We start from the raw sequence: 13,535 nt of genomic DNA on the forward strand, positions 1-13,535 counted from the left end.
ATTCCCCATTCCCCATTCTTTATTTCCCATTCTTTATGTGGTCTGAACTCAAAAAAGCGATCGCTAGTTTCGATATACCCGCTGATTGGATTGGTATTAGAGCCGTAAAGGAGACTTCTACTACCCGTTCAGTCCGTGACGCCTTACCTCAACTAAATGGCAAATCCTTCACTATTGGAGCCATGCTGGAAGTTTTGGTAAATGGCTGTCTGGGTTATGCAGCTACTAACTCTCTAGAACTGTCTTCCCTGCAAACTGCTGCTCAAACAGCCTATAACCAGGCACTAGCAGCCAGTGAGTGGTGGATACATCCCTTCCGTGAAAGTGAGCGCCCTAAAGTTGTTGGTGAATATAAATCTCCATTTCTTGAGCCATTAGACGCTCTGAGTCCAGGGGAAATCAACGATTTACTGGTTCGTATTTGCCAAACGCTCAAAGTTGACGACAAAATTGTGCAAACCATAGCTAGTGCTAGCACTATCGAGAGAGAATCTTGGTTTGTTAGCAGCAACGGCTCAGAAGTCTATCAAAAAATACTATCTATAGGCACTAATTACGGAGCCACTGCCCAAGATGGAGCAGTTGTACAACAGCGCAGCCACAACGGCTCGCAAGCAAACTGTTATCAAGGCGGACTCGAACTATTAAAACAAGAAAACTTATGGCATCGGGTGCGGCAAATAGGCGAACAAGCAATCGAACTCTTGACAGCAGAAGAATGCCCAACCACCCGTACCAATTTAGTTTTAGCCCCAGATCAAATGATGCTGCAAATCCATGAAAGTGTCGGGCATCCCCTAGAAATTGACCGAATTTTGGGAGATGAGCGTAACTATGCTGGGGGCAGCTTCGTTAATAAAAGTGATTTTGGCAACCTAGTATATGGTTCGCCGCTGATGAATATTACCTTTGATCCCACTGTCCCTGGTGAATTTGCCAGCTATGGCTTTGATGATACGGGTGCTGTAGCAACAAAGGAATATTTAGTTAAAGAAGGTGTACTGCAACGGGGTTTAGGCAGTCTGGAGAGTCAAGCAAGAGCAGGTGTAGCAGGAGTTGCCTGTGCCCGTGCTTCCTCATGGAATCGACCAGCGATCGATCGCATGGGTAACTTGAATTTAGAGCCTTTAAACGGCAGTTTTGAAGACATTATTGCTGAGATAGAACACGGCGTTTACATGGAATCTAACCGTTCTTGGTCAATTGACGATCGCCGCTACAAATTCCAATTTGGTTGCGAGTACGCTAAATTAATTGAAAACGGTAAACTTACCAAAACCCTTCGTAATCCCAACTATCGCGCCACAACACCAGAGTTTTGGCATAGTTTAATTAAAGTCGGAGATGCCACAAACTGGCAAATGTATGGTACTCCTTATTGTGGCAAAGGAGAACCAAATCAGGCCATTTGGGTAGGACACGGTTCACCTGTTTGTGTATTTGCGAATGTCGAAGTTTTTGGTGGAGGAACTTGAAAAATACAATAGTTAGGAGTTAGGAGTTGGTAGTTAGGAGTTTTGAATTAAGTAGGTAGGCATAATTAAACATAAAATAAAACCCTAGCTCGGAGTGAGCGATTCATCGCTCAAAAAGGATTATCAGGACTAAAGTCCTTACTACAAACTTTAATTTATTTACGCCTAGCTACTAATAAAAATTCTTTTAACTCCTAACTCTTAACTCCTAACTCCTAACTTTCTCCCTCTCTTTATTCCCTATTAATATTTAATATCCATGAAAATTGAGGAATTATCTGCGTTAGAAGTCAGCTTTAATCGACTGATTGAAAGTCTGCTGATTAAAAAAGCAGAAGATGAACAATTCACTGTGAGACTTAGCAGTGAAATAAGTCAATTTACTCGCTTTAATCATGCGAAAGTGCGACAAACTGGTTGTGTTGCTGATGGTTGGATAGAACTAACTTTGATGCAAAATCAGCGCAACAGTGTTCGGCAGTTTCCCTTTACTGGAAATTGGGAGGTAGACTGGCAGTTAGCATATACTGCTTTGCAAGAATTACGTGACGAACTTATTCTACTACCCGTCGATCCATATCTAGTTTTGCCATCAGGAAATAATCTCAGTCGAGAAATACATTCTGGAAATTTATTGGCAGCTGAAGCAGTAGTACCGACTGTACTAGAACTAGTTGCTGAATTGGACTTTACAGGAATATACGCAGGGGGAATGGTAATTAAAGCTTATGGTGATTCTAGCGGTCAAAAACACTGGTTTGCTACTGATTCTTTTACCTTAGATTATTCTCTATTTTCCCCATCTGGACAAGCAGTTAAGGGCACATTTGCCGGGAGTGATTGGGATGAATCTAAATATATAGCCAAAATTAGCGAAGCTAAAAAACAACTAGAATTGCTTGCTCACCCAACTAAAGAACTGCCACGGGGACAGTACAAAACTTATTTTGCACCTGCTGCTGTTGCAGATTTATTATTGATGCTTTCTTGGGGAGCGGTAAGCGAAGCTGATATCCAACAAGGAAACAGTGCTTTAGCTGCTTTATCGCGTCAAGAAAAACAACTTTCTCTAAGATTTAGTTTAAAAGAAAATTTTCAGCGGGGATTAGTGCCGCGATTTAATGAATTGGGAGAAATGGCAGCACCGGATTTACCTGTAATAGAAAAAGGACATTTGGTAAATACTTTGGTGAATTCTCGAACAGCTAAGGAATATCAAAAGATTGCCAACGGTGCTAATGGTTCAGAGACTTTACGAGCGCCAGAAGTAAGTCCGGGAAATTTAGTATTTGAGCAGATTCTTCCGAGTTTAGATACAGGATTATATGTATCAAATTTGCATTACTTGAATTGGAGCGATCGCCACACTGGTAGAATCACAGGTATGACTCGTTATGCTTGTTTTTGGGTAGAAAATGGAGAAATTATCGCACCCATTGAAAACTTACGTTTTGACGAAAGTCTCTACCGCTTCTGGGGAGAAAATCTAATAGATTTGACTACTTTTCAAGAATTTATTCCTGAAGTAGGTACTTATGAGAGTCGCCAACTAGGAGGTAGTTTAGTTCCTGGTATGCTGGTAGAAGATTTTACATACACTTTGTAGTTATATTGTGTAAAAATACTCTATTTTTGCTAGAGACGCGTTAGCGAAGTCCAGTCTAAGTTCACGTCTCTACAAAAAATTATAAAATCATCTATCTCTGTAAACTGCATTAATTACAATATCTTTGATACTTAGGTAAAGAATTAATAGCAACAATAAAAATTGCTCAAATTGAAGAACTGGATCTAAACGCCAACCTTGATAATACAAGATTACTCCACTTAATAACATTATAATTGGCGTAAATATAAGTTGAAGAATGTAAAGGGCTAAAGCCCAACCTCTAAGCCTGGTTCCACGTTGGGATAGCCAAGCTACTGTTAAAATTAAGTAAATAATTGCCCAAAGCAAATAAATAATTCCAATTAAACCAGCTATATTTAATCCAAAATTCACTTGAGCAAAAGTAAGCATTTATTAAAAATCCTGCTTAATAACAAGCGAAAATTTAAAATTTATTAGTAGGTAGATTCCCTAAAATTATTCCTTTATAAAAATTGTTGGGTTAAGCAATAGCGAAACCCAACCGAGAATTTTTTCTCATCTCTCGTTAAAACCTCTATCTTTTTTTACCTGGAGGTGAATTACGCTGGGTGAGGTTATCAATTTGCAATTGTTGCCGTCCGTTGGTGATAACTCGCAACATCTCTTTGAGATCCTGCTCGATATTTCCCAAAATTCCATCGGCATAAGCATCAGCACCATCTTCAATTTCTTGAGCATGAGCGATCGCGTTTTGTCGCATCAGCTCTAACTCTTGCTGACAAGCATACCGCTTGCGGTCAATCTCGGCGAGGGTTTCTTGCATTATTCCCTCACACTCTTGTTGCACTTGTCGCCGCAGTCGTTCAGCTTCCTGTTCTGCCTGGTGAATAATATCGCTTTCAGCTAAAATTTGCGCTCTTTTTGCTTGTGCAGCCTCAACAACCTGCTGCCCATACTCTTCCGCTTCTAGCAGAATTTCGTCCTTTTGGTCGAGAACTGCTGCTGCTTCTTGAAAAAGCGACGGCAAAGCCAGCCGGATGTAATCAAGCTGATCTAGCAGCTTTTCTTCATCTATGAGTGTGCGTCCCGTTAGCGGAATCCTGAGACTAGAGAGAACCATTTCCTCTAGGCGGTTGAGTTCCTGCTGAATATCTATGCTTCCCTCTCCACCGATATATTCTTGAGGGGGAGGATTGCTTCCGTTGAGATTGGGTTCAACATTGGAGATTTCTGATTGTAGCATTGGTATATATCTAGGGCAATGTGTGGGGGAACGAGATGATCGATAGAGCCACCAAACCTTGCAATCTCTTTTACCACACTACTACTTAAAAAACTATACTCATTTGAGGTTGCGAGAAAAACTGTTTCTATTTGGGTAGAAAGAGTTTTGTTGGTGTGAGCCATTTGCAGTTCCACTTCAAAATCTGACACAGCCCGTAAACCCCGGATCAAAACTTGTGCTTGTTGCATTTGAGCATAATTGACGGTAAGACCATCAAAGCTGTCTACTTTTACATTAGGTAGATGTTCTGTAGAAAGACGGATTTGATCTAGCCGTTGCTCCACACTAAAAAGTGGCATTTTGTTAGGGTTCCGTAGTACAGCGACAATCACCCGCTCAAACAGCCGACTACTGCGCTGGATGAGATCGAGGTGTCCCAAGGTGATGGGGTCGAAGCTACCAGGATAAATAGCAATCACAATTTTAAATATATCAAAGTTATTTAGGTGATTATATCGAAACTGTTTTGTGTAACTTACTCAAATCTACCATCTTGCGCTCTCGGTAAGGATGGTAAACTCAATTGTTTTAGTGGCACAAGTTATGCTCAACTAGGCGTTAGGAACTAGACTCCTAAATATGAATACTGGATTTTTACCTACGTCCCCACAATGTTGTGGAAGATTCAAGTGTAGTTCCAGTATTCAAGACACAAGAAACTCCGTACTTAGCAAAGTACGCGGGTAGTTAACGAACTTTTCTAGGTAATTTTTCATGGCACTGGATTTTCCCACTTTGCCCTTGGCGTTTCAATTTACTTCTCCAGGACCGATTCTGGTGAAAATAGGGCCACTAAGTATTCGTTGGTACGGCTTGTTGATTGCCACAGCAGTTTTAATTGGCGTCATCCTTTCCCAGAATTTGGCAAAGCGGCGCAATGTTAATCCTGAACTGCTAGGCGATTTGTTCTTTTGGTTGTTAATTGGGGCAATTCCTGGCGCGCGACTCTATTACGTTTTTTTTGAGTGGTCAAAATATGCCCCAACTCCAGGAAAAATTTTTGCAATCTGGGAAGGGGGTATTGCCATTCATGGAGCGATTCTTGGTGGCGTTGTGGCTGCGTTAATCTTTGCCAAAATCAAGCAGGTTTCTTTCTGGCAATTGGCAGATTTAGTAGCACCTTCACTGATTTTAGGGCAAGCGATCGGACGTTGGGGCAATTTCTTTAATTCTGAAGCTTTTGGCGATCCAACTAATTTACCCTGGAAGCTCTATATACCACCAGACCATCGTCCTTTAGAGTATGTTAATTCCGATTACTTTCATCCCACCTTCCTCTACGAATCTCTATGGGATTTAATGGTGTTTACGCTGCTAATAACGTTATTTTTCCGGTCTTTATCCGGTAAGCCACGTCTGAAGGTAGGCACACTGTTTCTCATTTACTGGCCAGCCTACAGCTTAGGACGCTTGTGGATTGAAGGCTTTCGCACTGATAGCTTGATGCTGGGGCCGTTACGGATGGCGCAAGTAGTCAGTAGTCTAGGAATTCTATTGGGATTAGTTGGATTAGCTTGGCTTTACTTACTCAAACGCCCTCTACCCGATGTAGTTCCTACTGCTAAGGGAAATGGAGAGAGGGGGGCATGAGAGGGACAAGGGGACAAGGAGATAAACAAAACTCCTAACTTTTAACTCCTAACTCAGCACGGGCTAAACGCCCCGCTTCCGCTAACAGCACTCCTAACGCCCTATGCTCAATTCCCAATGACTAAAAAATAAAAAATGCCCCAGAGTATTCTCTAGGGCTTAACCAGGGTGCATCTACCATTACTCTCTACTAGGGAAAGAGGGTGAATCCGGAAAGATACTGAGAAAATATCAAAAAGATTTTTTGAGGGATTGCCGTGTGTTCTTTTAAAAGTGAATATACAGAAAATGGGAGTGATAAAAAAACACTATATGGTATGGAACCATCTGTGTATATTGTCGGAGCAGGCCCTGGAGATCCTGACTTATTAACGGTGAAGGCGCAGAAATTACTGGCTGTTGCTGATGTAATTTTATTTGCTGATTCTTTAATACCCGAACAAATTTTAGAACTTTGCCGAAAAGATGCTGAGATAATTAGGACTGCGAATCAGACTTTAGAAGAAATTTTGGCTATTACGATCAATAGAGTGCGATCGCAACACAAATCTGTAGTCCGTCTCCATTCTGGCGATCCTAGTCTCTACAGCGCCATCCACGAGCAAATGCACCTCCTAAGAGAGGCAAATATTCCTTTTGAAGTCATACCTGGTATCAGCGCCTTTCAAGCTGCTGCTGCCAAACTCAAAGTCGAACTCACTGTCCCTGGTTTAGTCCAAACCATTATTTTGACACGCATCAGTGGACGTACAGAAGTCCCCGCCGCCGAAGAATTAGCCACTCTTGCAGCACATCAGGCTAGCCTCTGCTTGTATTTAAGTGCGCGTCACGTCGAAAATGCCCAAGCTAAACTACTCGAACACTATCCAGCCGAAACCCCCATTGCTATTTGCTTTCGCATTGGATGGCCCGATGAAAAAATCAAGGTTGTCCCTCTGAATGAAATGGCGGACTGCACTCATAAAGAAAAACTAATTCGCACTACACTTTATATAATCAGTCCAGCCCTCTCGACCACAAAAGGGCGATCGCGTTTATATCATCCCGAACATAGTCACCTATTTCGCTCATCTCATAACTAAATATTGGGCATGGGGCATGGGGCATGGGGCATGGGTCATGGGGGATAGGACATTTGAAAACTCCCCTCATCTTTTCTACGGTTCGGTAAACTTAACAGTGTCAATAGTTTCTAATTCGGTACTATGCCATTAATTAAAGTGCAAACTTCTACATCTGCTCCTCAAAAAGCTGAAATTGAGTCAATGCTTTTAAACCTCTCAGCCAAGTTAGCGAAACATTTGGGAAAACCAGAATCTTATGTTATGACTGCTTTTGAGCCAGGAATTCCTATGACTTTTGCAGGGAATACAGACCCAGTTTGCTACATTGAAATTAAGAGCATTGGCACGATGAAGCCAGAGCAAACCGCAGCAATGAGTCAAGACTTTTGCCAGCAGATTAACCAAACTCTAGGCGTGCCTAAAAATCGAATTTATATAGAGTTTGCAGATGCTAAGGGGGCAATGTGGGGCTGGAACGGCACAACTTTTGGTTGATTCCTCGTCTTCTTTGGTCAAGACTAACTCGATCTAGCAGGTGTAGGATAGAGATCCAACATCAACTCACGATCTTTTTATGTCTGCTACGCCTCTTGTATCTCAGGTTGACTTCAACTCAGAAAAATCAGAATTAATCCCTCCTCTTCTAGGTGCTTCTCTGGCGGAGTTAAGCACTTGGGTGCAACAACAGGGACAACCTGCTTACAGAGGAAAGCAGCTGCATGAATGGATCTATGACAAAGGGGTGCGATCGCTAGCTGATATTTCTGTATTCTCTAAGCAATGGCGGCAAGAAGTAGCAGAAGTTCCCATAGGGCGTTCAATTTTACATTACCGCTCTGAGGCTCCCGATGGTACGGTGAAATATCTTTTACGATTAACAGACGGACAGATTATTGAAACTGTAGGCATCCCCACCTTCGCAGAAAGGGGAGAAGGCCCAAAAGCCCGTTTGACAGTTTGCGTCTCTACTCAGGTGGGTTGCCCAATGGCGTGTGATTTCTGCGCTACTGGTAAAGGAGGCTATAAGCGTAACCTAGCACGGCACGAAATTGTCGATCAGGTGTTGACTGTGCAAGAAGATTTTCAGCAACGGGTTAGCAATGTCGTGTTTATGGGACTGGGCGAACCGTTGTTGAATACTGAGAATGTCCTAGCAGCCCTGAAATGCCTGAATCAAGATGTCGGTATTGGGCAGCGATCGCTTACAGTTTCTACAGTTGGTATTCGCGATCGCATCCGTCAGTTCGCGCAAAACAATTTGCAAATCACTCTGGCTGTGAGTCTCCACGCACCCAACCAAGCATTACGCGAAAAACTCATCCCCAGCGCCCGCGCCTATCCTCTCGAAGATTTACTAGCTGAATGTCGGGAATATGTGGAAATCACTGGCCGCCGCGTTACTTTTGAATATGTTCTCCTTGCTGGTGTTAACGATTTACCAGAACACGCATTGGAACTTTCAAAATGTATGCGAGGATTTCAAAGTCATGTGAATTTGATTCCTTACAATCCTATCCAAGAAGTAGACTACAAACGCCCTAATCGCGATCGCATTCAAGCATTTGTCAACGTTCTCAAGCAGCAAAATACTGCTGTTAGCGTCCGTTATTCCCGTGGTTTAGAAGCCGATGCTGCTTGCGGACAACTAAGAGCAAGTAAGAATTAAATCTGTTGTAGTCAGTAAATTTAATTACTTTTACTTACGTGTATCTGCACGTAAGTTGTAATTGTTGCAAGAGGGCAGCAGTAGAAATTGTTATATTAAGGTTAAGCGATCGCTCAACCCAACCGATAAAAATTAACTGTATGTTGAATCGATCATTGACGCTTAAACTATGGCTACTAGCGATTGTTCTTGCAAAAGCTCTGCCGATGAATTCTCCTGCTTATGGACAAATAATTCAACCGATTCCTCAGCAACCTGAGTCCTTTCAAGAAAGAATGAGACAACAACAAGAGGAACGAATTCAGCAAACACAAGAACAAATGAAGGAAACATGGCTACGCTTAAACCTTCAACAACAACAACTACAACAACAGCAAGAATTTGCACGACAACGGCAAGAACTAATACGCCAGCAGCAATTTAGACTACAACAAGAACAAACAAGACTACAACAACAACAATTTACACAACAGCAACAGCTGAGAATACAACAGCAACAACTTAGACAAGATCAACAAATTAGACAACAGCAACAATTTAGATTACAAGAACAGAGACGACAGCAAGAACTCAAACAACAGAAACAAAACCTGTGAAGTGTTCAAAATTTCTGTTGAAGAAGAATTCAGAATTCTGAATCAGAAAGTGAGGAATACCTGCGGCAAGCAAGCTACTCACTCGTTACTAATAGACCTGCCTTGAAAATAAGGCAGGAGTCAGTGTTTCGACTACGCTCAACAACCAGGCAGGAGGCAGGAGGAAAAGAGATTTTCATTGTTCCTTGTGGGCGCAGCTCATGAAATCTCTTGCAAAAATATATTTTTGCACTCTTAGGGTAAAGGGAAAGGATTTTGAGTTTCTTTACCCTTTTCCCATTCACCTTTACCCCGACTTTTGCAATAAGTCTAATGTAAACCGCTAAATCTTCTTTCTCAGAAACGTGCAAAAGACGATTTAGCGCATTCATTTTTTAAACTTACTTCTTCAGACACTCTCTATAAAACGCTGCACTATCCACTACTAGTTTGACCCTTCTCTACAATACGCTGCGCGTAGCTTGCTTCTTTGTTCGCGCAGCGTCCCATAGGGAAGGAGTACAACAAGCTCAGAGCATCGCAAGTTCAGTAACCTTCCGACTCAAATTCATACTGAATTCTTACTTCTAAATTCTATTTTTAGAAATAACTTTTTTATTACAAATTAGAGAAATATTCTCCAATTTTTAATTTTTTCTTCTTAGCTATCGGTGTGCATGAATGCCAGGAGCATACGCTTCAATTACTTTGCCGGTGCGAGTACAACTAATCATCAAATAGTCACAACTTGGGCATTGTGTGCGAGTTAATTGACTATCAGAAATATAATAACGCTCTGCATGACTACCACAATTTGGGCAGTAAATCTTTTGTACTGTCTGCATTTTAAAACCCCTGGTTGTAATTATTTTTATTTGGTAAAGCTACTAGTTAAACCAGAAAAAAATCTGGTTCGACCCAACTTAACAAACTGTCGTAATATTGGCTGATTATTTTAAACAAAACTTCAGGTTTGATAACTTTCCCATATCTTTATATATTATTCTAGAATTTCAGTGATTTTACCCTCTTACTTTAGATACATAAATTATTTTTCAATTAAATACTGCTTAGATATTTACTGATCCCTATGGCTAATGCCTTGAGAGAGAGTTGTTTATAGTCGTTCCAGACGAATACAAAAAAGGCCGTTCTTGTATTCAAAAATTAAACCACATAAATTACTGTATATTTAGTAACAAAATATCTATCTTAAGATTTAGTTAATATTTCCTGACAAGATTTATGAGGTCAAATTCCAATGAGATAATTTAAATAAAACTACCAAACTTTATAGGAGCGGCTTTCTTTGGTCGAAACTCCGGGAGCCGCTTAAGGTTCTCTCCAATGCCAGTAATTAAACCCGAATCTTAGTACAGCAAAATCTAGCATCCTTTTGATAACTGGTCTGTTTTTGACATCTTGGAGAGAACTAATGAAGAATATATCCGTTAAGTACGCACTAAAGTTTTCGCTTCTAGTAATCCTAGAACCGCTATAAAAACTCACTACCTTCTCATTACTCAGTGCCTAATACAACACGGCGTAAGTAAACGACCTCTGACGCTCGATGACTCGCTAACGCTGCGCGTAGCTTGCTTCTCTGTAAGAGTACGCAGGCTAGCTCTAAGCCAAGCCATGCCGTTGGCAAAGCCGCTCGTAGAGAAGGCTTTACGCTGCGCTAACGGCAGTTCCTCATGGGGGGAACCCCTAAGACCGGACTGCCTCACCATTCGAAACCGATGAAACGCTTAGGCTGCGTTCATTTTTAATTTTTCATTCCATCTTGCGCTTCTAGTCCCGAATCCCCAGTTAAGGTGACAATGAGAGTTATCACTTCAAGCAGGATGAAAATAATCGTAAATTTCTTGAGCCAAACGCGGCCCAATTCCTGCTACTTCAGCGAGTTGCGTGGTTGTCGCTTGCCGAATATAGTCAACAGAGCGAAAATGCCCTAGTAGCTGCTTTTGTCGATGATGTCCTAAGCCAGGAATTTCATCTAAACGCGATCGCTTCAATTTATCACTGCGCTGTTGACGATGGAAACTCACTGCAAACCGATGCGCTTCATCCCGCAGCCGCCGCAACAACTGTACCCCAGGTTGTTCTGCATCGGTTGTCAAAGGTTTAGATTCTCCCGGTAAAAAAATCTCTTCTCGCTGCTTTGCTAAACTTACAACTCGCAAGTCTTCTAATAAATTCATTTCTTGCAAAACGGCGACAACTGATGATAACTGACCTTTACCACCATCAATCATGATTAAATCAGGCCAGTCAGGATTACCCAAACGTTGTAATTGCTGATCTTCCGCATATTTACGGAACCGCCGCTGGATGACTTCAGCAAGACTAGCAAAATCATCTGAGTGTCCTGCTGTCACCGTGGGATTTTTAATTTTGTAGTGGCGATAGTGCTGTTTGGCGGGTAATCCGTCGATAAAAACGACTTGCGAAGCTACAGCATTTGACCCTTGAATATGGGAAATGTCATAACCTTCGATGCGGTGAGGCACATCTGGTAAATCGAGAATGGCGGCTAAATCTTGCATTGCTTGGTGATTGCGATCGCCAAATTTCTGCATTCTTTGCAATTCATACTGAGCATTTCGCTCTACCATCTCTATTAATTCTGCTTTAGTTTGGCGCAAAGGAGTCAATATTGTGACTTTTTTGCCTTTACGTTGAGTTAAGACATCTGCCAATATTTCCGTATCTGGTAAATCATGCTGTACCAAAATCTCTAAAGGGATTTCTACGGAATCAGCAGTTTGGTAATGTTCCTCTAAAGCTCGTTGTAAAATAGCTCCTGGTTCGGCGTGAGTATCCGCCACAAAGGCTAAACGTCCAACCAATTGCCCAGCGCGAATCTGGAATAGTTGAATGCAGGCGTGCTGTTCGTCGGCTGCCAGTGCGATCGCATCCCGCGAAACAGTATCATCTGGTAAGGAAACTTTCTGATCGGCTGTCAGCGACTTTAAGCCAGAAATTTGATCTCGAATCCGCGCCGCTGACTCAAAATTCAAGTTCTCAGCGGCTGCGTTCATCTGTTGGGTCAAAATATCAATCAGTTCCTGGGTTCGACCTTGAAAAACCATCGCAATTTTTTGGACAATTTTGCGATATTCTTCTGGTGAAATCATCTGTTGACACACACCAGGACAACGCCCTAAATCAAAATTCAAGCAAGGGCGGTCTTTAAAAAGTGGTTGAGGTCGTTGTCGCTGTGGAAAAATGCGCTTGCAGATGCGGACAATTTCTCGCAATAAACCAGCATCAGTATAAGGCCCGTAAAATTTATCCTTTTCTTTACCGAATTGGCGTTTACGGGTAATAAAAATTCGCGGATAATCTTCTGACCAAGTAATGCAGAGATAAGGATATTTTTTATCATCTTTGAGCAACACGTTGAAGTATGGCTGGTGCTGCTTGATCAAATTGGCTTCTAGCGCTAAAGCTTCGGCTTCAGTATCAGTGACGATGAATTCAATTTCTGTCACCAACTTGACCATCGTGGCGATACGTTCAGTCTTGTTGTAGCCATCCCGGAAATAGGAACGGACACGCGATCGCAACTTACGTGATTTACCTATATATATAATGCGATCGCTCTTGTCCCGCATGAAATAAACCCCCGGTTCCGGTGGAATTTCGGCTAGACGGTTTTCTAGTCGTTCTGGCTCTTTAACCAGTGGTAATATTTGAGTAGATATTGTCACAACCAAAATTAGGTAATCTTTCTCTATTTTAAGAAAAATTATTTTTTCGTGCCGATTTAATAAATTATTTATCAAGCAAATATAAAGTAGCAGTCATGAGTGGCATCTACCAGAACAGATGAAAAAGGGGCTGGGGACTGTGAGAGAATAATAACCCCTAACTTAGCACTCAGCACTCTTGACTCAGCACTCTCAAGTCAGGTAGGCTTTTAGTCCGCATAAAGATAAGTCTGTTGTAGTCACTTCTTTGGCTTCCAAGCTAGAGGCTCGCTCGCCAGAAAACTTACTGCAAGCAGTATAACTTTGAAGCGGACGAGAGTTTATCTAGTTGCGACCTTAGCCATTGGCTGCTACTGTCAGAATAAAAACTTTGCTTTTTGAATTTATAATTAATATTTTAAATCGATAATACTTTATTATTTTAAACTTTATCGTTTAGATTAGATGCTCGTATTTTTGTATTGAATTCGGTTTTCTAGTAATCAAGAATATGCTTGTATATTGCTTGTATAAATGTTACATGAAATTTTTATTTATTGATACTGTTTATGTTTATTTATTGAATTTATAATA

The 13,535-nt window shown here is 41.5% G+C and carries 12 protein-coding genes; 7 read left to right on the forward strand and 5 right to left on the reverse strand.

What is annotated here, in order from left to right:
• Nucleotides 1-35 precede the first annotated feature (35 nt).
• Together V7K45_RS20290 and V7K45_RS20295 are read left to right on the forward strand one after the other, a co-directional pair.
• Nucleotides 36-1,475: a TldD/PmbA family protein gene (locus V7K45_RS20290; protein WP_335006557.1), complete on the forward strand. Its 1,440-nt coding sequence runs from the start codon at nt 36-38 to the stop codon at nt 1,473-1,475.
• Between the two features lie 259 nt (nt 1,476-1,734).
• Entirely contained in the window at nt 1,735-3,081 is a 1,347-nt protein-coding gene (locus V7K45_RS20295) for a TldD/PmbA family protein (protein ID WP_335006559.1), read from the forward strand.
• Between the two features lie 87 nt (nt 3,082-3,168).
• Here the strand turns inward: V7K45_RS20295 and V7K45_RS20300 are convergent, their stop codons facing one another.
• The 3 genes from V7K45_RS20300 to coaD form a co-directional block, all read right to left on the reverse strand.
• Complete coding sequence (locus V7K45_RS20300; protein WP_292725427.1) at nt 3,169-3,495, reverse strand: Ycf66 family protein; 327 nt, start codon at nt 3,493-3,495, stop codon at nt 3,169-3,171.
• Between the two features lie 145 nt (nt 3,496-3,640).
• A complete protein-coding gene (locus V7K45_RS20305; protein WP_335006561.1) occupies nt 3,641-4,309 on the reverse strand; it encodes a DivIVA domain-containing protein in 669 nt (222 codons plus the stop codon).
• Nucleotides 4,219-4,770, reverse strand: a complete 552-nt coding sequence (gene coaD / locus V7K45_RS20310) for a pantetheine-phosphate adenylyltransferase (protein WP_335006563.1) — start codon at nt 4,768-4,770, stop codon at nt 4,219-4,221. Before coaD ends, V7K45_RS20305 begins: the two co-directional genes overlap by 91 nt.
• A 295-nt stretch (nt 4,771-5,065) precedes the next feature.
• Here coaD and lgt point away from each other — a divergent pair, with 295 nt between their 5' ends.
• The 5 genes from lgt to V7K45_RS20335 all read left to right on the forward strand — a co-directional run bounded on the left by lgt (nt 5,066) and on the right by V7K45_RS20335 (nt 9,267).
• The gene (gene lgt, locus V7K45_RS20315; RefSeq protein ID WP_335006565.1) at nt 5,066-5,941 is read left to right on the forward strand and encodes a prolipoprotein diacylglyceryl transferase; all 876 of its coding nucleotides are present in this window, start codon (nt 5,066-5,068) and stop codon (nt 5,939-5,941) included.
• Between the two features lie 317 nt (nt 5,942-6,258).
• Nucleotides 6,259-7,023 carry a precorrin-4 C(11)-methyltransferase gene (cobM, locus tag V7K45_RS20320; RefSeq protein WP_335006567.1) on the forward strand — a complete coding sequence of 255 codons (765 nt, stop codon included), beginning with the start codon at nt 6,259-6,261 and terminating at the stop codon, nt 7,021-7,023.
• A 123-nt stretch (nt 7,024-7,146) separates the two neighbouring features.
• Nucleotides 7,147-7,500: a phenylpyruvate tautomerase MIF-related protein gene (locus V7K45_RS20325; RefSeq protein ID WP_335006570.1), complete on the forward strand. Its 354-nt coding sequence runs from the start codon at nt 7,147-7,149 to the stop codon at nt 7,498-7,500.
• Nucleotides 7,501-7,579: 79 nt separating this feature from the next.
• Nucleotides 7,580-8,671, forward strand: coding sequence for a 23S rRNA (adenine(2503)-C(2))-methyltransferase RlmN (gene rlmN, locus V7K45_RS20330; RefSeq protein WP_335006572.1), 1,092 nt, complete (start codon nt 7,580-7,582; stop codon nt 8,669-8,671).
• Nucleotides 8,672-8,811: 140 nt separating this feature from the next.
• Nucleotides 8,812-9,267, forward strand: coding sequence for a hypothetical protein (locus V7K45_RS20335; RefSeq protein ID WP_335006574.1), 456 nt, complete (start codon nt 8,812-8,814; stop codon nt 9,265-9,267).
• Nucleotides 9,268-9,911: 644 nt separating this feature from the next.
• Here V7K45_RS20335 and V7K45_RS20340 read toward each other — a convergent pair.
• Entirely contained in the window at nt 9,912-10,091 is a 180-nt protein-coding gene (locus V7K45_RS20340; protein ID WP_179067652.1) for a replication restart DNA helicase PriA, read from the reverse strand.
• A gap of 993 nt (nt 10,092-11,084) precedes the next feature.
• Nucleotides 11,085-12,962, reverse strand: a complete 1,878-nt coding sequence (gene uvrC / locus V7K45_RS20345; RefSeq protein WP_335006576.1) for an excinuclease ABC subunit UvrC — start codon at nt 12,960-12,962, stop codon at nt 11,085-11,087.
• Between the last annotated feature and the right edge of the window lie 573 nt (nt 12,963-13,535).

Source organism: Nostoc sp., assembly GCF_036917375.1.
Taxonomy (GTDB): domain Bacteria; phylum Cyanobacteriota; class Cyanobacteriia; order Cyanobacteriales; family Nostocaceae; genus Nostoc.